This window comes from Pseudomonas sp. LBUM1656 (genome assembly GCF_059716065.1).
The window spans coordinates 4,132,948-4,151,233 of record NZ_CP166800.1; the positions used below are offsets into that span (position 1 = coordinate 4,132,948).

General features: G+C 58.4%; 20 protein-coding genes, 4 tRNA genes and 1 pseudogene. 10 read left to right on the forward strand and 15 right to left on the reverse strand.

What is annotated here, in order from left to right; all coding sequences use genetic code 11:
- Positions 1-43: 43 nt before the first annotated feature.
- From tig to ACA072_RS18725, 5 genes are all read right to left on the reverse strand, one after another.
- A complete protein-coding gene (tig, locus tag ACA072_RS18705; protein ID WP_497619737.1) occupies positions 44-1,354 on the reverse strand; it encodes a trigger factor in 1,311 nt (436 codons plus the stop codon).
- A gap of 402 nt (positions 1,355-1,756) precedes the next feature.
- Positions 1,757-1,832, reverse strand: a tRNA-His gene (locus tag ACA072_RS18710).
- A 78-nt stretch (positions 1,833-1,910) separates the two neighbouring features.
- Positions 1,911-1,995: transfer RNA gene (locus ACA072_RS18715), tRNA-Leu, on the reverse strand.
- Positions 1,996-2,051: 56 nt separating this feature from the next.
- Positions 2,052-2,127: transfer RNA gene (locus ACA072_RS18720), tRNA-His, on the reverse strand.
- A gap of 32 nt (positions 2,128-2,159) precedes the next feature.
- Positions 2,160-2,236: transfer RNA gene (locus ACA072_RS18725), tRNA-Arg, on the reverse strand.
- A 275-nt stretch (positions 2,237-2,511) separates the two neighbouring features.
- Here ACA072_RS18725 and folD point away from each other — a divergent pair.
- Both folD and pbpG read left to right on the forward strand, forming a co-directional pair.
- A complete protein-coding gene (gene folD / locus ACA072_RS18730) occupies positions 2,512-3,366 on the forward strand; it encodes a bifunctional methylenetetrahydrofolate dehydrogenase/methenyltetrahydrofolate cyclohydrolase FolD (protein ID WP_403104728.1) in 855 nt (284 codons plus the stop codon).
- 236 nt (positions 3,367-3,602) lie between these two features.
- Positions 3,603-4,541 (forward strand): D-alanyl-D-alanine endopeptidase, encoded by a 939-nt coding sequence (gene pbpG, locus ACA072_RS18735; RefSeq protein WP_497316998.1) that lies wholly within the window; start codon positions 3,603-3,605, stop codon positions 4,539-4,541.
- Positions 4,542-4,596: 55 nt separating this feature from the next.
- Here the strand turns inward: pbpG and ACA072_RS18740 are convergent, their stop codons facing one another.
- The 3 genes and pseudogenes from ACA072_RS18740 to ACA072_RS18750 all read right to left on the reverse strand — a co-directional run bounded on the left by ACA072_RS18740 (position 4,597) and on the right by ACA072_RS18750 (position 5,858).
- Positions 4,597-4,812 carry a hypothetical protein gene (locus ACA072_RS18740; protein WP_497619740.1) on the reverse strand — a complete coding sequence of 72 codons (216 nt, stop codon included), beginning with the start codon at positions 4,810-4,812 and terminating at the stop codon, positions 4,597-4,599.
- A gap of 17 nt (positions 4,813-4,829) precedes the next feature.
- The gene (locus ACA072_RS18745; protein WP_497619741.1) at positions 4,830-5,036 is read right to left on the reverse strand and encodes a DUF6021 family protein; all 207 of its coding nucleotides are present in this window, start codon (positions 5,034-5,036) and stop codon (positions 4,830-4,832) included.
- A 94-nt stretch (positions 5,037-5,130) separates the two neighbouring features.
- Positions 5,131-5,858, reverse strand: a pseudogene (locus ACA072_RS18750) (cysteine peptidase family C39 domain-containing protein).
- A 167-nt stretch (positions 5,859-6,025) separates the two neighbouring features.
- Between ACA072_RS18750 and ACA072_RS18755 the strand changes: the two are divergent.
- The gene (locus ACA072_RS18755; RefSeq protein WP_497619742.1) at positions 6,026-6,196 is read left to right on the forward strand and encodes a hypothetical protein; all 171 of its coding nucleotides are present in this window, start codon (positions 6,026-6,028) and stop codon (positions 6,194-6,196) included.
- A 74-nt stretch (positions 6,197-6,270) separates the two neighbouring features.
- On the opposite strand, the gene ACA072_RS18760 is transcribed toward ACA072_RS18755, so the two are convergent.
- Both ACA072_RS18760 and ACA072_RS18765 read right to left on the reverse strand, forming a co-directional pair.
- Positions 6,271-7,020, reverse strand: coding sequence for a TerC family protein (locus ACA072_RS18760; protein ID WP_497619743.1), 750 nt, complete (start codon positions 7,018-7,020; stop codon positions 6,271-6,273).
- A gap of 28 nt (positions 7,021-7,048) precedes the next feature.
- Positions 7,049-7,291, reverse strand: coding sequence for a hypothetical protein (locus tag ACA072_RS18765; protein ID WP_109629263.1), 243 nt, complete (start codon positions 7,289-7,291; stop codon positions 7,049-7,051).
- A 270-nt stretch (positions 7,292-7,561) separates the two neighbouring features.
- On the opposite strand from ACA072_RS18765, the gene nhaR reads away from it, so the two are divergent.
- Entirely contained in the window at positions 7,562-8,461 is a 900-nt protein-coding gene (gene nhaR, locus ACA072_RS18770) for a transcriptional activator NhaR (RefSeq protein WP_497619744.1), read from the forward strand.
- A 4-nt stretch (positions 8,462-8,465) separates the two neighbouring features.
- Here the strand turns inward: nhaR and ACA072_RS18775 are convergent, their stop codons facing one another.
- Positions 8,466-9,620 (reverse strand): MFS transporter, encoded by a 1,155-nt coding sequence (locus tag ACA072_RS18775; RefSeq protein ID WP_497619746.1) that lies wholly within the window; start codon positions 9,618-9,620, stop codon positions 8,466-8,468.
- Positions 9,621-9,899: 279 nt separating this feature from the next.
- Here ACA072_RS18775 and sstT point away from each other — a divergent pair, with 279 nt between their 5' ends.
- Complete coding sequence (sstT, locus tag ACA072_RS18780; RefSeq protein ID WP_497619748.1) at positions 9,900-11,132, forward strand: serine/threonine transporter SstT; 1,233 nt, start codon at positions 9,900-9,902, stop codon at positions 11,130-11,132.
- 192 nt (positions 11,133-11,324) lie between these two features.
- On the opposite strand, the gene ACA072_RS18785 is transcribed toward sstT, so the two are convergent.
- On the reverse strand, positions 11,325-11,834 hold the full coding sequence (locus ACA072_RS18785; RefSeq protein ID WP_497316986.1) for a DUF1993 domain-containing protein: 510 nt from the start codon (positions 11,832-11,834) through the stop codon (positions 11,325-11,327).
- 139 nt (positions 11,835-11,973) lie between these two features.
- Here ACA072_RS18785 and ACA072_RS18790 point away from each other — a divergent pair, with 139 nt between their 5' ends.
- Positions 11,974-12,621: a YceH family protein gene (locus ACA072_RS18790; protein WP_438662099.1), complete on the forward strand. Its 648-nt coding sequence runs from the start codon at positions 11,974-11,976 to the stop codon at positions 12,619-12,621.
- 186 nt (positions 12,622-12,807) lie between these two features.
- Here ACA072_RS18790 and ACA072_RS18795 read toward each other — a convergent pair whose 3' ends face one another.
- Both ACA072_RS18795 and ACA072_RS18800 read right to left on the reverse strand, forming a co-directional pair.
- The gene (locus tag ACA072_RS18795) at positions 12,808-13,326 is read right to left on the reverse strand and encodes a cupin domain-containing protein (RefSeq protein WP_497619750.1); all 519 of its coding nucleotides are present in this window, start codon (positions 13,324-13,326) and stop codon (positions 12,808-12,810) included.
- A gap of 241 nt (positions 13,327-13,567) precedes the next feature.
- Positions 13,568-14,386 carry a shikimate 5-dehydrogenase gene (locus ACA072_RS18800; protein ID WP_497619751.1) on the reverse strand — a complete coding sequence of 273 codons (819 nt, stop codon included), beginning with the start codon at positions 14,384-14,386 and terminating at the stop codon, positions 13,568-13,570.
- Positions 14,387-14,632: 246 nt separating this feature from the next.
- Between ACA072_RS18800 and ACA072_RS18805 the strand changes: the two genes are divergently transcribed.
- The 3 genes from ACA072_RS18805 to ACA072_RS18815 all read left to right on the forward strand — a co-directional run bounded on the left by ACA072_RS18805 (position 14,633) and on the right by ACA072_RS18815 (position 15,732).
- Positions 14,633-15,019 carry a hypothetical protein gene (locus tag ACA072_RS18805; protein ID WP_497619753.1) on the forward strand — a complete coding sequence of 129 codons (387 nt, stop codon included), beginning with the start codon at positions 14,633-14,635 and terminating at the stop codon, positions 15,017-15,019.
- Positions 15,020-15,254: 235 nt separating this feature from the next.
- Entirely contained in the window at positions 15,255-15,449 is a 195-nt protein-coding gene (locus tag ACA072_RS18810) for a hypothetical protein (RefSeq protein ID WP_003179723.1), read from the forward strand.
- Positions 15,450-15,549: 100 nt separating this feature from the next.
- Positions 15,550-15,732, forward strand: coding sequence for a hypothetical protein (locus ACA072_RS18815; protein WP_010458664.1), 183 nt, complete (start codon positions 15,550-15,552; stop codon positions 15,730-15,732).
- Here ACA072_RS18815 and ACA072_RS18820 read toward each other — a convergent pair.
- Positions 15,729-16,790, reverse strand: a complete 1,062-nt coding sequence (locus tag ACA072_RS18820; protein WP_497619755.1) for an AI-2E family transporter — start codon at positions 16,788-16,790, stop codon at positions 15,729-15,731. The genes ACA072_RS18815 and ACA072_RS18820 overlap by 4 nt on opposite strands.
- A gap of 164 nt (positions 16,791-16,954) precedes the next feature.
- Here ACA072_RS18820 and trhP point away from each other — a divergent pair, with 164 nt between their 5' ends.
- Positions 16,955-18,280: a prephenate-dependent tRNA uridine(34) hydroxylase TrhP gene (gene trhP / locus ACA072_RS18825; protein WP_497619756.1), complete on the forward strand. Its 1,326-nt coding sequence runs from the start codon at positions 16,955-16,957 to the stop codon at positions 18,278-18,280.
- Positions 18,281-18,286 lie beyond the last annotated feature (6 nt).

The following is an 18,286-nucleotide window of genomic DNA, read 5'->3' on the forward strand; positions in this document are numbered from 1 at the left end:
ACGAAGGCTGGCTTATGGTGTGTACTTCTTACTGCAAAAACGATCAGTCGGCTTGTGGAGCTTCTACCGGCTTGACTGCTTCTTCGTAAGAGACCGATTTGTCGGTCACGCTAGCTTTCTGCAGAACAGTATCCACAACTTGTTCTTCCAGCACAACCGAACGGACTTCGTTCAGTTGCTGGTCGTTCTTGTAGTACCAGGACACAACCTGCTCAGGCTCTTGGTAGGCCGAAGCCATTTCCTGAATCATTTCGCGAACGCGGGTTTCGTCAGGCTTGAGGTCGAATTGCTTGACCACTTCAGCCACGATCAGACCCAGCACAACACGGCGCTTGGCTTGCTCTTCGAACAGCTCGGCCGGCAGTTGATCAGGCTTGATGTTGCCGCCGAACTGCTGGACAGCCTGCACGCGCAGACGGTCAACTTCGTTGGACAGCAGAGCCTTAGGCACTTCGATCGGGTTGGTGGCCAGCAGACCGTCCATTACCTGATTCTTGACCTTGGATTTGATCGCCTGACGCAGTTCGCGCTCCATGTTCTTGCGAACTTCGGTGCGGAAGCCTTCCAGACCGGTTTCCTTGATGCCGAATTGAGCGAAGAACTCTTCGTTCAGCTCTGGCAGTTTTGGCTCGGAAACAGTGTTCACAGTCACGGTGAACTCAGCGGTTTTGCCCGCCAGGTCGAGGTTCTGATAGTCCTCTGGGAAAGTCAGGTTCAGAACGCGCTCTTCGCCGGCTTTAGCGCCAACCAGACCGTCTTCGAAACCAGGGATCATGCGGCCGGAACCCAGAACCAGCTGAGTACCTTTGGCCGAACCGCCAGCGAACACTTCGCCGTCAACCTTGCCAACGAAATCGATGTTCAGCTGGTCATCGTTCTGAGCGGCGCGATCGGCCACTTCGAAACGGGTGTTCTGCTTGCGCAGCACGTCCAGCATCTTGTCCAGATCGGCATCAGCCACGTCAGCGCTCAGGCGCTCTACGGTGATACCGTCGAAGCCGGCAACGGTGAACTCAGGGAACACTTCGAAGATAGCAACGTATTCCAGATCTTTGCCGGCTTCCATCGACTTAGGCTCGATAGAAGGAGCGCCAGCCGGGTTCAGCTTCTGCTCGACAACAGCTTCGTAGAACGAAGACTGGATCACGTCGCCTACAGCTTCCTGACGCGCATCAGCACCAAAACGGCGCTTGATTTCGCTCATTGGCACTTTGCCTGGACGGAAGCCAGCAATCTTGGCCTTTTGGGCAGTCTGCTGCAGACGCTTGTTGACCTGAGTCTCGATACGCTCAGCAGGCACAGTGATGCTCATGCGGCGCTCAAGAGCAGAAGTATTTTCAACAGAAACTTGCATGGATATTCCTCGTTGCACAGACGTTAGCCGGCCGTTTCCGACCCCAGAATCAAGGGCATGCATTCTAGTGGGTCAAACTCAAGAAGTCACCCTACTGAAAACGGGTAAAAAAGCAGCAGGCAATTTATAGGCGAGGGACAAACGGTTGTGCCTCGCCCTGTTAGCAAATACAGCCAGTCATGCCAAGGCTTTGCACCAATCCTTCTATATATAGAAGAACTGCCAAACATCTCCCTGACAGCCGGTCTTGCGAGCAAGGCCAGCGGGCGGCGCGGCATCATCGAGAAACATAAATACGACGAAACACTCCACCCCTGCGACCCAGGACATGCAGTCGCTTGATACTCGAACCGCTAAAACAAAAAAGGCGCCAGACTGTTAAATCTGGCGCCTCTCGAAATATGGGGTGGACGAAGGGGATCGAACCCTCGACAACGGGAGTCACAATCCCGTGCTCTACCAACTGAGCTACGCCCACCATATTGCCTTGCAAAGAAGCCAATCAACTCCCTTGCTGCGCCCCAACCAAGCCAACCGGCTTGAGTGAAGCTTTATTTGGTGCGGATGAAGAGACTCGAACTCTTACACCTTGCGGCGCTGGAACCTAAATCCAGTGTGTCTACCAATTCCACCACATCCGCGTTTGAAGCTGTTAAAGCAAAGGCGCCAGACTGTTAATCTGGCGCCTTTCGAAATATGGGGTGGACGAAGGGGATCGAACCCTCGACAACGGGAGTCACAATCCCGTGCTCTACCAACTGAGCTACGCCCACCATATTGCGCTACTTGTGCCAAAGCTGCCTAATGGCGCACCCGGCAGGACTCGAACCTGCGACCATCCGCTTAGAAGGCGGATGCTCTATCCAGCTGAGCTACGGGCGCCTTATTAATCTGTACTCTTGGAGGACTACAAACTAAGAGCTTTCCAGTCTCGCAGAACCGTAATTCCGCTTGACCTTCTCATCCAGTGCTAGGCTGTGCCCGACAAGTGCGACGAATAGTATAGAGCGCCCCGAAGGCCGTCAAATCCTTTTTATAAAAAATTCATTTAATTAAAGGGCTTAGCGGAATTTGCAGACCAAGCGCCTTTGCCCTCACCTCATGACATGCGAGAATGCGTTCTCTTTTTTTCCCCTCTCGATGGTTAATCACGCGCAATGACTGCACAACTAATCGACGGCAAATCGATCGCCGCCAGCCTGCGCCAGCAGATCGCCAAACGAGTTACCGAGCGTCGCGAGCAAGGCCTGCGCACGCCGGGCCTCGCGGTGATCCTGGTCGGCAGCGATCCTGCCTCTCAGGTTTATGTCTCGCACAAGCGTAAAGACTGTGAAGAGGTCGGCTTCATTTCCCAAGCCTACGACCTGCCTTCCGAAACCACTCAAGAAGCACTGACCGATCTGATCGATCGCCTGAACGACGACCCGGCGATTGACGGCGTTCTGCTTCAGCTTCCTTTACCTGAACACCTGGACGCCTCCAAATTGCTGGAGCGCATTCGTCCGGACAAAGACGTCGACGGTTTTCACCCTTATAACGTCGGTCGCCTGGCCCAGCGTATTCCGCTGCTGCGCCCATGCACCCCCAAAGGCATCATGACCCTGCTGGAAAGCACCGGTGCTGACCTTTACGGGATGGACGCCGTGGTCGTCGGAGCCTCCAACATTGTTGGCCGCCCGATGGCGATGGAATTGCTGCTCGCCGGTTGCACCGTGACCGTCACCCACCGCTTCACCAAGGACCTGGCCGGCCACGTCGGCCGTGCTGATCTGGTCGTCGTGGCCGCCGGCAAACCGGGCCTGGTCAAGGGTGAGTGGATCAAGGAAGGCGCGATCGTGATCGACGTCGGTATCAATCGCCAGGAAGACGGCAAACTGGTCGGTGACGTGATCTACGAAACCGCCCTGCCCCGCGCCGGCTGGATCACTCCGGTACCGGGCGGCGTCGGCCCGATGACGCGTGCCTGCCTGCTGGAAAACACGCTTTATGCGGCGGAAACACTGCACAGCTGAGTGCCCGCTTCGACATAAGTGACGTACAAAAGAACCCCGCCAATGGCGGGGTTCTTTTTGCGTGAAGTAAAAGATCGACCATCCGCCGGAAAATGCCTTTTTTTTCACGTTCCCAAGGACTTTCACGTCCTGCTTGAACAACCATCGACAGTTATTCAGCCATACTCCAGAATGTCGCGCTTTTACGAAATAGCCCGTTACATAACGGCTTATCAACACCTTATGAGTCTGCCAGCGTGAAAATCCGTCTTTCCATCCTGAGCCTATTTTTTGCATTTACAGGGACGTTCATCACGCCAACCGCCAGCGCTGCGGAGACCACCGCGGCACCCCGAGACACGAAACAACTCAAGCTCGCTTCCGGCAGCTCTTTGCTGCTGGATATGCAGACCAACAAAGTCATCTATGCCAGCAACCCCGACGTGGTTGTCCCTATCGCTTCTGTCAGCAAATTGATGACGGGCCTGATCGTGGTTGAAGCCCGACAGAACATGGACGAGTACATCAATATCAACATCAGCGACACGCCAGAAATGAAAGGCGTGTTTTCCCGGGTCAAACTCAAGAGCGAATTGCCGCGCAGGGAAATGCTGCTGATCGCCCTGATGTCCTCGGAAAACCGTGCAGCGGCAAGCCTGGCGCATCACTATCCGGGCGGCTACGTAGCCTTCATTGCCGCGATGAACGCCAAGGCCAAGGCGCTGGGCATGACCAGCACCCACTTCGTCGAGCCGACGGGCCTCTCACCTCGTAACGTCTCTACCGCCCGCGACCTGAGCAAATTGCTGATCGCCGCGCACAAGTACCCGTTATTGACCGAGCTGAGTACCACCAAGGAAAAAACCGTCACGTTCCGCAAACCCAACTACAGCCTGGGTTTCCGTAACACCGACCATTTGGTCCGCAAGCCAAACTGGGACATCAAGCTGACCAAGACCGGGTTCACCAATGAAGCCGGTCACTGCCTGGTGTTGGTGACCAGCATGGGTAATCGCCAGGTGGCGCTGGTGATCCTCGACGCCTTCGGCAAATACACGCATTTTGCCGATGCCGCCCGCATACGCAGCTGGGTGGAAACCGGCAAAGGCGCAGACGTGCCGTCGGTAGCCTTGCAGTACAAGTCGGACAAGAACCTCAAACACCGTCAGAGCGGTGTGGTTGAAGCGTCGAAATAAGTCAGCAACAGCAAAAACAAAGCCCCGATCATTCGGGGCTTTTTTTCGTCTGGCGTTAATCGTTGGGCAACGGCATCTGATCGTCATCCGGAATGCCATCCCCGGCGCCTGGATCTTTCATGCCATGGGGATGCTCAGTCGGGACCACCATCGGACGCGCTAAAGGATCTCTCAGCGGATCGTTCGGATCCAGCACCGGATCAATGCCCTCCTCGGGCGTTGTGGGAACACTGTCCGGACGTTTGTCGTTGAAACTCGAATCAGTAGACATACGCACCTCACCAAGGGTTAGGGTTTCAGATCACCGAGCGGGTCGTAAGGCTTCGCCGGCGCCTTGGGATTGTCGCCCGGCTTTACATCCCTGGGCGCCTTGGCGGGGCCGATGGGATCGACCTGAGGGTCGGCAAGGTCCGGCGAATCGGGGTCGAAACCCAATTCGTCGCCCGAGGAATGCTCGGATGAATGCGGGCCGTCGGGGGTATTGGAATGTGCCATGGGGCGCCTCCTGGAATCTGGCCCGGAGAAACCGCGCCTTGTCCTTTAGAGCCCAGGCATGCCCGACGGTGCCGGGCACATGACGAACGGAAACTTATTGCGCGGTCAGCGCCTTTTTCGCACGGGCAGCGGCCTGTTCCTGGCCGGCCTGGCCAAGATCGCTCGCTGCTTTGAGCCAGCGCTGCTGATCCACGTTGGCAGGGATCTGATTGGGTTTCTGGATGAGGACGGCCCAACCTCCGGCGTCCTTGAAAGATGACTCAAACGAACTGAAGCTCATCAAATTCCGGCGATTCATTCCGGCACGCAGCAACACCGTCTGCTTCTGGCGGTTGTAACCGGCGAGAATGGCGTAACGCGGCTCAGCCCAGAGCGCCGAGCCTTCAGTGAAGCGCACCATCACCGGATAACCGGCCGCGACCTGGGTCAACAGTGCCGGCAAATTGCTGTCGAGCGGATACACCACCATCCCGTACTCACGCGCCAGGTTTTGCATGTTCTGCTGCAACTGGGCCTCGGCACCCGGCAAGTGCAGGGGTTTTTCGAGCAACCCGGGTGTGATCACAATGCCCTGCTGCGACAGCATGCTGGCCAGCACCTGAGGTCCGCTCTGATGGTTTTGGCCTCGGTAGAACGTGCCACTGAGTTCGACGCGTTCCGGCAGCCGCTTGATCTCCGGCGCCACACTCCCCGCGCATCCTGCCAAACCTGCAACGCAGCCGAGAATCAGCGCCGCCGTTCGAATTCGAGAAAATACCCGCACGATCATCACTCTCTTGTTCAGACGCCAGGCAACACGCTCCCGGCTTGGCCGTCGATCATAGGACGCCACGCGACGGCGGTATAGCCTTAAACCACAGTTGAGTGCGTTCGATAGAGCGAACTGGTTGATGACAGCCGACCTTTGGTCAATAGCCTGAAACACAGCAACGACTAGACTGTCATTTGCAGAGAGTGTGTGCCCGAGGCAGGGCAAAGAGGAGGCACTGATGAGCCTGACAATGACAATCGTGATGTTGATTTCCGGCTGGCTGGCCGTGGCCGCCGCGATGTTGTGGGGCGTTTTGCGGATTACCCGTCGGCACCATCACCACCCCGTTCAATCGGCGCCTTTGGCGAAGACCGATAAACCACCGATACACCACGCGACCGCGCACTGATCCTTTCGGATTCGCCAACAAAAACGGCCGCCTGGGCTCTTTCGAGCACAGGCGGCCGTTTCGTTTTTCGCGGGTTAAGCTTCAGCCGCTATTTTCTTCTGCCTGGCCCGACGCGACATCATGTTCAAGCCTTCGATGGTCGCCGAGAAGGCCATGGCCGCGTAGACGTAGCCTTTAGGCACGTGGGCACCGAAACCTTCAGCGATCAGCGTCATGCCGATCATGATCAGGAAGCCCAGCGCCAGCATCACCACCGTCGGGTTGTCGTTGATGAATTTGGCCAGAGGATCCGCCGCCAGCAACATCACCAGTACCGACACCACCACCGCGATGATCATGATCGGCAAGTGCTCGGTCATGCCGACAGCGGTAATGATGCTGTCGATGGAGAACACCATGTCCAGCATCAGGATCTGACCGATCGCGGCAGCAAAGCCCAGGGTCACGGTCGAGGACGCCGACATCGGATCATTCGGTGCCGGGTCCATGCTGTGATGGATCTCGGTAGTCGCCTTCCACAACAGGAACAGGCCACCGGCGATCAGGATCATGTCTTTCCAGGAGAACGCGTGGCCGAGAATATCGATCACAGGCTCCGTCAACTGGACGATGAACGCGATGGTGCTCAGCAGGCCCAGTCGCAGAATCAGCGCCATGCCGATACCGATGCGGCGTGCTTTCTGCCGATGCTGCTCGGGCAGCTTGTTGGTCAGGATCGAGATGAAGATCAGGTTATCGATGCCGAGCACGATCTCCATGACGATCAACGTGGCCAGGGCGACCCAGGCGGTGGGGCTTGCAGCAAGTTCTAAAAGGTATTCCATGGGTCAGTCCTGACTCGTTGTAGACGGTTTAGATTTCCTGGGACGAAGATTCGGTTTTGCGCTTGTCTTCGGCCGATGGTTCTTTCTTGCTGATCAGGCCGCCGGTGGCATCACTGATCGCTTGTTCGGCGGCTTTGTGGGTATCGTCGATCGCCTGTTTGGCGGTTTCGGCAGCCTTGCCCATCAATTGCTGAGCGCTTTTCTCGGCCTGGTCACAACCGGCCAATACCAGTAAAGACGCAATCAACAGTGCCGTGGTTTTAAGCTTCATGATGCTTTCCTCGATAGAACAAAACGGGTCGAAACGATGGCCCGTTGATAGCGAGGCATTCTAGGGAGGCAAACACTTCAGGAAAATTCGTATTTTCAGCGGCTATACTTCGGTTTTTACGAATCCAGACCTAAACACGAATTGTTGTGCCTGTCCCTGTAGCAGCTGTCGAGTGAAACGAGGCTGCGATCCTGTCGTTAACAAAGGATCGCAGCCTCGTTTCACTCGACAGCTGCTACAGGAGAAACGAATCGGGGGAATATCAAAACAATGCTCAATTATCGGCAATTGCATTACTTCTGGGTGGTGGCCAAGACCGGCAGCATCGTGCGCGCCTGCGAGCAGCTGAACCTGACGCCCCAGACTATCAGCGGGCAGATATCCCTGCTCGAACAAACCTATGGCATCGAGCTGTTCCGACGGGTCGGCCGGCAGCTTGAGCTGACAGAGGCCGGGCGTCAGACCCTGCCCTACGCCGAGCAAATGTTTCAGCTGGGTGGCGAACTGGAGTTGATGCTGCGCGCGCAACCCAACGAACAGCAGATCCTGTTTCGGGTAGGCGTCGCGGACGTGGTGCCCAAATCCATCGTCTATCGCCTGATCGCGCCGACCATGGAATTGAGCGAACCGCTGCGCATCACCTGTCGCGAAGACAAACTCGAACGTTTGCTCGCCGACCTGGCGATCCAGCGTCTGGACCTGGTGATCTCCGACAGCCCGATGCCGTCGCACCTGGACATCAAGGGCTACAGCCAGAAACTCGGTGAATGCGGGATCAGTTTCTTCGCCACCACCGAGTTGGCGGCGCAGTACGGCCAGGACTTCCCCCGCAGCCTGCACGGCGCACCGCTGTTGATTCCCGGGCCGGAAACCGTAGTGCGCAGTCGCTTGCAGCGCTGGTTTGCCGAGCAGCAGATCCAGCCGCGCATCGTCGGCGAGTTCGACGACAGCGCGCTGATGCAGGCTTTCGGCCAATCCGGCAGCGGGATTTTCATCGGCCCGAGCGTGATTGCCGACGAGGTGAAACGCCAATACGGCGTGGAGTTGATTGGCCAGACCGACGCCGTGACGGAGTCGTTCTACGCCATTTCAGTGGAACGCAAGGTCAAGCACCCCGGCATCGTGGCGATTACCGAAGGTGCCCGACGCGAGCTGTTCACCGAGCTGTGAAAGGTCAGGCGCAGACTTCGCGAGGCTTCATGGTCATCAGCGCCATGGCCAGGAGAATCGACACCAGGATAAACGCGGCGGCGGCAAAACCCAGCCCGCCCAGGCCAACGCTGTCGATCACGCGCCCGCCGACCATCGCGCCCAAGCCGATGCCGAGGTTGGCCCCGGCGATGTTCAGCGACGCGGCAAAGGCCGGCGCCTCGGGCGCGGCCTTCATCAATCGCACATGGCTGACCAGGAACAACGCGGCCTGGGTCACGCCCCAGATCCCCATCGCCGCCGCCAGACCCAGCGGTGAATGAATGTTCGGCACCAGCGCCACCATGCCGGCGATCATAAACGTGCAGAACATCATCGAAGCCATCAGCGGATGACGATCCACCGCACGACCGCCCAACGAGTTGCCGATCAGACCGACTGCGCCAAAGCCCATCAGGCACCAGCCGACCACCGTACCGTTGAAACCGGCGAGGCGCTCAAGGATGTCCGCCAGGTAGGTGTAAGCCGTGAACATGCCGCTGAACACCAGGACCGACAACAGCACATGGCCCAGCATCAACGGACTGCGCAGAATTTTGAACTGCGACCGGAAACTCACCTGATGCTGATGCAGGTTGGTTTTCGGCAGGTAGATAAACAGCAGCAACGCCTTGGCAAACGCGATCACCGCCAGAATGCCAAAGGCACTGCGCCAGCCGAACGCATCGGAAATCAGCGTGCCCACCGGAATGCCGAACACCGTGGCGCAGACAATGCCGAAACCGATCTTGGCGATAGCGCGCCCGGCGTAGTCCGGCCCGACGATGTCCACCGCGGTCTCACTGGCCAGCGCCCAGAACACCGGTAGCCCCAGCGCGGGGATCAGCCGGGCGATGGCCATCACCCAGATGTTCGGCGCAAACGCCGCGAGGGTGTTGGCCAGACCGAACATGATCAGTACCGAAATGAACAGCTTGCGCCGCTCGAACCTGGCGAAGTACGCGGTCAGGAATGGCCCGAATGCGGCGACGGTGAAGGCAAACAAGGTCACCAGCAAGCCTGCTTGGGGAATGCTGACTTCAAGGTCTCGGGCAATCGCCGGCAACAGGCCGACGATGATGAATTCCGTGGTCAGCACGGTAAAACCGGCGGCCGACAACAGAAGGATGGGCAACAGCATGCAGAACTCCAGAAAACGACGACACCAGCGATAGCCCGAAGGCCCACTGGCATGACTTGAAAATGAGGATGCGCAATCTTAACAGAGTGTTTCCGATCAGGGTTGCACGAACCTGCCGATCTCGTTGAACGCACGGGCGGCAGATCGTCACAGGTCTGAAGGATCAAGACCACGCTGTGATAAAGTCCGCGCCCTGCGATACGTACACCCTGTTCATCGGCCATTCATTGGCATTGATGTCGCGATACCCCCGCACCTAATAATCAGAGATGCCGTTTTATGACCGCTTCATCCCCTTCGCTATTGCAACGCTTGAAACGCTTGAGCCTGGTCTCGCAAATCGTCATCGGCCTAATCGCCGGGATTGCCCTGGCGCTGTTCGCGCCGGACGTGGCGAAGTCCACGGCGTTTATCGGCAAAGTCTTCGTTTCGGCACTGAAAGCCGTCGCGCCGATCCTGGTGTTCGTGCTGGTCATGGCCTCGATCGCCAACCATAAGCACGGCCAGGAAACCCACATCCGGCCGATTCTGTTTTTGTACCTGCTGGGTACGTTTGCCGCCGCGGTAGTCGCGGTCGTTGCCAGCATGATGTTCCCGTCCAGCCTGGTGCTGTCCACCCATGACGTCGCCGTGACCGCGCCGGGCGGCATCAGCGAAGTGTTGCAAAGTCTGCTGCTCAGCGTGGTCGACAACCCGGTCAGTGCGCTGATGAACGCCAACTTCATCGGCATTCTGGCCTGGGCGATCGGCATGGGCGTTGCGATTCGCCATGCCGGTGACACCACTCGCGAAGTGCTCGGCGACTTGTCCAACGGCGTGACCCTGATCGTGCGCCTGGTGATTCGTTTCGCGCCGTTGGGGATCTTCGGCCTCGTCGCGTCGACCCTCGCCACCTCCGGCTTCGGTGCGTTACTCGGTTACCTGCATCTGCTAACCGTGTTGCTGGGCTGCATGCTGTTTGTGGCGTTGGTGATGAACCCGGCCATCGTGTTCTGGAAACTGCGCCGCAACCCGTACCCGCTGGTGCTGATGTGCCTGCGGGAAAGCGGCATCACCGCGTTCTTCACTCGCAGCTCGGCGGCGAATATTCCGGTCAACCTGGAATTGAGCAAGCGCCTGGGCCTGCATGAAGACACGTATTCGGTATCGATTCCGCTGGGCGCGACCATCAACATGGCCGGCGCGGCGATCACCATTACCGTACTGACCCTGGCGGCGGTTCATACCTTGGGCATCGCCGTGGATATCCCGACGGCCATTCTGCTCAGTGTGGTGGCGGCGATCTGTGCGTGCGGCGCTTCGGGCGTGGCCGGCGGTTCGTTGTTGCTGATCCCGCTGGCGTGCAGCCTGTTTGGTATTCCAAGTGAAATCGCCATGCAGGTGGTGGCGGTCGGTTTCATCATCGGTGTGTTGCAGGATTCTGCGGAGACTGCGCTGAACTCGTCCACTGATGTGCTGTTCACCGCCGCGGCGTGCCTGGGTGAAGAAGCAAAAGCCGAACGCCTGGCCTGACATTTAACCCTGTCCCTGTGGGAGCGGGCTTGCTCGCGAAAGCGGTGTGTCAGTCAACATCTATGTTGAGGCGCATGGCCCCTTCGCGAGCAAGCCCGCTCCCACAGGTGCTGCGGCGTAGCTGAAAAATGCTTACCCATGAAAAAGCCCCCACAACCTAAGGCTGCGGGGGCTTTTTAGTGCGCGGGCGGTTTAGAACGCGCCCATGTAATCGCGCTTGCCCACTTCAACACCGTTGTGACGCAGCAATGCGTAAGCGGTGGTGACGTGGAAGAAGAACTGCGGCAGGCCGTAGCTCAGCAGGTAAGCCTGGCCACTGAAGCGCTTTTCTTTTGGTGTGCCTGGACGGGTGACGATCTCGATGCCTTCCTTGCCGTCGATCTGCTCAGGCTTGATCTCGCCGATGTAAGCCAGGACCTTGGCAATCAAAGCTTGCAGTTCAGCGAAGGTGGTTTCGGTGTCGTCGTACTTCGGCACTTCGATCTCGGCCAGGCGCGAGGAAACGCCTTTGGCGAAATCAACGGCGATCTGCACCTGACGCACCAGAGGGAACATGTCCGGGTACAGGCGGGCTTGCAGGAATGCGTTCGGGTCGATGTTCTTGGCGGTGGCGTGAGCTTCGGCCTTGTTCAGAACGTCGCTCAGGGCGTTGAGCATTTGTTTGAAAACAGGAACGGAAGCGGCATACAGGGAAATGGTCATGACAGTCTCGTGTGGTGACAGGAGGGAAACGTGGGCCGATTATAGCCATGCCCGCCCCTCCTGCGGCTTGTCTTTTATCCAGCAAGGATTAGGCTAGGCGGCTTCGACTGCATGCTTTCACGGCAAAGGGAAAAGCGCGATGAGCACTGAGCAAGAAACGACCTTCGACGAACCGCGGCTCAACAGCACGGAAATCCGCATTCTGGGCTCATTGATCGAGAAGCAGGCCACCAGCCCGGAAACCTATCCGCTGACCCTCAACGCCCTGGTGATTGCCTGCAACCAGAAAACCAGTCGCGAACCGGTGATGAACCTGACACAAGGCCAGGTCGGCCAGAGCCTGCGCGCCCTTGAAGGTCGTGGCTTTACCAAACTGGTGATGGGCAGCCGTGCCGATCGCTGGGAGCATAAAGTCGACAAGGCGCTGGAACTGGTGCCGGCCCAGGTGATTCTGGCGGGGTTGCTGTTTCTGCGGGGACCGCAGACGGTCAATGAACTGCTGACCCGCAGCGGCCGCATGCATGATTTTGAAGATGCCGAGCAGGTGGTGCATCAACTGGAGCGTTTGATTGCTCGGGGGCTGGCGTTGTTGATTCCACGTCAGGCCGGGCAGCGCGAAGACCGCTATATGCATGCGCTGGGGGATCCGGCGGATATTGAAGTCATCCTCGCGGCTCGGCAAAACCCGGCAGAACGTGGCGCCGGTAGCGGCGTATCCGTAGAACGGATCGAAGAGCTTGAAGCGCGGATTGCCGCACTCGAAGAACGCCTGGCCCGCCTCGAATAACCCACACGATCCCTGTAGCAGCTGTCGAGCAGCGCGAGGCTGCGTTCGGCTGCGAAGCAGTCGTAAACCCGGCATGCACGGTACCCCTGAATCACCGCATTGCCTGTATTTACGACTGCTGCGCAGCCGAACGCAGCCTCGCGCTGCTCGGCAGCTGCTACAGGGGTCTGCGCTAAGACTGGACGGTTATTCGCCGTCCCAGTAATCCACGCCGTCGCCCGGCCGGGCGATGGCGACGAAACCTGAGGCATTGCCTTCGGCGTCGACCTTGAAATCATCCATCACCGCGTATTTACCGGAATCCGGGTACTCGCAAATCTCCGGCGATTGCTGGGTGCTGACCGCCAGGTAGCGCAGCTCGCCCTTGCTGTTGTTGATGATCTGGTGCGCAGCTTCGGGACCGCCCGGCGGGCAAGCGATCACGTCACCGGCGCGGATCGGAAAACGCTCGGCCCCCAGGCGTACCTCCCCTTCCCCGGCCACGACGTAAAACATCTCCTCGTTGACCCGATGACTGTGAAACGGGCTGCCACGCATGCCCGGCTCCAGCACGTATAACCGATAACCGAGCTTTTGCGCGCCCAGCTGCTGGCCGACCCGGGCCATTCTTTGCTGGTAGCGACCGGCGGTTTCACCGGTGGGCGCCAGGGCTTCGGGCAGCGGTTCAAGTTCGACCTGATTCAGGTTGAGGATGGGGGGATGCATGGGAACCTCGGGCACGGTTTGTTTGTTGGGGCGGCAAGTCTTTGTTTGCTGGCGGGGAGTATAGGCAGGGAAATGTGCGGCAACTGATTGGGCTTGCCTGGGGACCGAGGTGCGCCCATCGCGAGCAGGCTCACTCCCACAGGGTTCTCTATCGATCACAAAATCTGTGTACGACGCCAATCCACTGTGGGAGTGAGCCTGCTCGCGATGGGGCCGGTACAGCCAACCAAGAATCACAGGATCAGCTACGGGCAAACTCCACCGCTTTATGGAATTGCTCATCCGTCGGCCGCACGCCGGTGTACAGGACAAACTGCTCCAGCGCCTGGATCGCAATCACTTCCAGCCCGGTAATCACCCGCTTGCCCTCGGCACGACCGCGCACGATCAGCGGTGTTTCCGAGGGAATCGCCACCACATCGAAGACAGTCTCGGCGGCGGCGATGGTTTCAGCGTCGAACGCCAGTTGATCGGCCTCCGGCCCGCCGTTCATGCCGATCGGCGTAACGTTGATCAACATCTGTGGACGCTGGGCGCCCAGTTCCGCCCGCCACTGATAACCCAGCGATTCAGCCAACGCACGCCCGGCGCGCTCGTTGCGGGCCACGATCAGGCCGTTTTTATAGCCGCCATCGCGCAAGGCACTGGCCACGGCTTTGGCCATGCCGCCGCTGCCGCGCAGGGCAAAGGTCGATTCCTTCGGCACCTGATGGGTTTCAAGCAACTGGGCGATGGCGATGTAATCGGTGTTGTAGGCCTTGAGATGGCCGTTGGTGTTGACGATGGTATTGATCGATTGGATGGCCGCTGCGGACGCATCCAGCTCATCGACCAGCGCAATGCAGGCTTCCTTGAACGGCATCGACACCCCACAACCACGAATACCCAATGCGCGAATGCCGCCAACGGCACCCGGCAGGTCCTGACTGCTGAACGCCTTGTAGTAGAAATTCAGGCCCAACTGTTCATACAGATGATTGTGAAACCGCAGGCCGAAGTTGCCGGGGCGCCCGGACAGCGACATGCACAGCTGGGTGTCTCGGTTGGGGTTCATCTGCATGAAACATCTCCTTCTATAAGCACTTTCAGATGGACGGGATTAGCCATTCCATCGCGTTCTGATCGATCATTAAGGCGTACCCGTGCAGGTTCGCAAGAGCCGTAAAGAAGCCGGTACAGACCTTACACAAAATTTACCCAACGGCTGTGCTGATTTTCAAAAAACCGCTGTCTTAGATGTATCCCCGCGACGATCCTTGGGTCTATTGCAGACGCAAGCGCCGGGTCGAAGAACCGAGGAATTATCATGATCCGTAAACTCCCCACAGTTGCCTTGCTGCTTGGTGCTCTTGCTATCACAGGGCAGGCAGAGGCTGGCGGCGGTCACGGTTGGCAGGGTCCAGCGGTATTTGGCGCGATCGTTGGTTCGGCAATCGTCGGCTCGGCCATCATCAACAGCAACCGGCCTGTCTACGTACAGCAACCGGTTTACGCCCAACCGCAGCCGGTTTACATACAACAGCCACCACCGGTTTATTACCAGCCTGCGCCGGTCTATGTGCAGCAACCGGTCTACTACGCGCCACCGCCGGTTTACTACGGCCCGCCCCGTGGCTATTACGGCCCGCCCCGTGGCTATTACGGTCCACCGCGCGGTTACTACGGCCCTCCCCACGGTTATGGCCGCTGGTAACAGCCACATCAGGCCCCGCCTTATCAGCGGGGCTTTTTTATGACCGTTCGTCGGCAAAGGTCTGGAAAAATCGCGTCAAGGTCGCTGTCGGGACAGTGTGGGCGGTTCAAGTTGGCAAGATTGCCTCGCCTGCCCTTCCCCCGCATCGGGAAAAACGGTCATATTTATGTCACGCCAGATCCGCAAGCTTGGATCTGTCCGTAAACAACAGGTTGATAAAAACAAGGACGACCTCATGCCCACGCAAAACCCGCACCGCATTGTCGGCTTGTGCACTTCCAGCAAGGTGTACAACGCTCTGACCGAACTCAAGCACCTGGAGGGCCATCGCAGCGCCAAGTTTCTTTCGCTGCTGGCCGAAAACCTGGTGCGCAAAGGCCTGCTCAACGAGCAGGAAGTGGTCCATATGCTTGATCTGGTGGTCGACTGAGCCCAAGACTCACTGGCGTCAATGACGACTATCGAAAGTGTTGATTGTCCGTTCAAGCGGTAGGTCCGTAAGGTAGCTCCATCGATTGATGGAGGTATTTATGTCCCAGGTTCAGATCATGTCCGTAATCGGCAGCGCCGTTCCCGCACCGCTCAGAGAGCTAGGATTGCTCGCCTGTTGGTATCTGGTGCAGGACGGCGAACCGATCAGCGGACCGCTCACTTCACTGCCGGCCGCCAAGGCACTGTCGCAACAGATCGGCCAGGGTCAGCTCAGCGCTTAAGGCAGCTGAATCCTTGGCTTGGTCTCGAGGAAGATGGCCCAACTCGACATGAACAGCGCCGCGATCAGCGGCCCGATGACAAAGCCGTTCAAGCCGAAAATCGCCAGGCCGCCCAAGGTTGAGATAAGGATCAGATAGTCCGGCATCTTCGTATCCTTGCCCACCAGGATCGGTCGCAGCACGTTATCCACCAGCCCGATCACAAAAATCCCGAACAATCCCAGCACCACTCCCTGCCAGATCGCCCCGGTGAACAGGAAAAACGCCGCCACCGGCGCCCAGACAATCCCTGCTCCCACCGCCGGCAACAGCGACAGAAACGCCATCAATACCGCCCAGAGCAATGCGCTCGGGATGTCCAGAAACCAGAAAATCAAACCGCCCAATGCGCCCTGTGTGATCGCCACCAGCAGGTTGCCCTTTACGGTCGCCCGAACCACACGGTTGAACTTGAGTTGCAAGCGGCGTTTCTGGTGTTCCTGCAACGGTATGGCAGAGCGGACTTTACGAGCCAGTTCGGCGCCGTCTCGCAGGAAGAAGAACAGCAGGTAGAGCATGATGAAGAAGCCGACCACAAAATCAAACGTGCCCTGACCGAAACTGAAGACTTGCGTGGCGACAAACTCATTGCCCGTCACCGCACTCTTGATGATTTTCTCCCGCAGCCCGTCCAGTTCGCCGACCCCGGCCCGGTCAAGCAAATGCTGGAAGTACGTCGGCAAGCTCTGCTTGAAATGCGTCACATACCCGGCGATGTCCAGTTCGCCGCTTTCGATGCTCTTGTACAGCGCGGCCCCTTCCTGGACCAGCAAGATACTGAGGATGATCACCGGCAGGATTGCGATCACCAGGCAGATGCTCAGGGTAAGCAGTGACGTCAGGTTGCGCTGCCAGCCGAACTTCAGCTGCATCCGGCGTTGCAGCGGTGCGAACAGAATCCCGAGGATCACCGCCCAGAACACCGCGCCGTAGAACGGCAGCAAAATCCAGATAAAAGCGGCGGTGACCACTCCGAGCAAAATCACCAGCGATTTGTTGTGTACCGTCTCTTCGTTCATGTCTGATCCATGTCAGTGCGCTCTTGTATTGAAGAGCCGTGCTGATGCTTAGTCCGCGACGGTTCGCGCGAGTGCCATCCGTTTGTTCATCAAGCATAGATCCAGATCAATGAACCCCGCGGGCAAGCCGATTACCCTCGCGGACTTTTGCGATCGACACTGCCATGACGCTCCTTGCCCCTGAACTGCTGGCTCCCGCCGGCACCTTGAAAAACATGCGATACGCCTTCGCCTACGGTGCCGATGCGGTCTACGCCGGCCAGCCGCGCTACAGCCTGCGGGTGCGCAACAACGAATTTGATCACGCCAATCTCGCGCTCGGTATCAAAGAGGCTCAGGCGCAGGGCAAGCGTTTCTACGTGGTAGTCAACATTGCGCCGCACAACGCCAAGTTGAAGACTTTCCTGAACGACCTTGCACCGGTTATCGCCATGGCGCCGGACGCGCTCATCATGTCCGACCCCGGCCTGATCATGCTGGTACGCCGACACTTCCCGCAGATGCCGATCCACCTGTCGGTGCAGGCCAATACGGTGAACTGGGCCAGTGTCGAGTTCTGGCAGCAACTGGGCTTGAGCCGGATCATCCTGTCGCGGGAACTGTCGCTGGAAGAAATCGCCGAGATCCGCCAGCAAGTCCCGGCAATGGAACTGGAGGTGTTCGTGCACGGCGCATTGTGCATGGCCTATTCCGGCCGCTGCCTGTTATCGGGTTACATGAACAAGCGCGACGCCAATCAGGGCAGTTGCACCAACGCCTGTCGCTGGAAGTATTCGGCGACGCAAGCCACGGAAAATCAGCTCGGTGAAATCGTTCAACAGTTCCGGCCTGAACCGACCCTGGGCATCGGCGCGCCGACCGATCAGGTGTTCCTGTTGCAGGAAGCCAATCGTCCGGACGAACTGATGCCGGCCTTCGAGGACGAGCACGGCACCTACATCATGAACGCCAAGGACCTGCGCGCCGTGCAGCATGTCGGACGGCTGACGCAGATGGGCGTGCATTCGCTGAAGATCGAAGGCCGGACCAAATCGCACTTCTATTGCGCGCGCACCACGCAGGTCTATCGCCGCGCGATTGATGATGCCGTGGCCGGGCGCGAATTTGATCGCAGCTTGATGACGGACCTGGAGTCCCTGGCCCAGCGCGGCTACACGGAAGGTTTCCTGCGTCGGCATGTGCATGACGAATACCAAAACTATCAGCACGGCAGCTCGGTTTCAGAGCGCCAGCAATTTGTAGGCGAGTTGACCGGTGAGCGTCGTGATCGCCTGGCGCAAGTGAAGGTCAAGAACCGCTTCGGCCTGGGCGATCACATGGAACTGATGACGCCCCAAGGTAACTTCCACTTCGATCTGCATCAGTTGCAGAACGGTAAAGGCGAGTCGATCGAGGTGGCGCCGGGGGACGGGCACACGGTGTATGTGCCGATTCCGGATGCGGTGGATTTGCGGTTCGGGCTGTTGATGCGGGATGTGAACGTCGTTTAGCGCTCG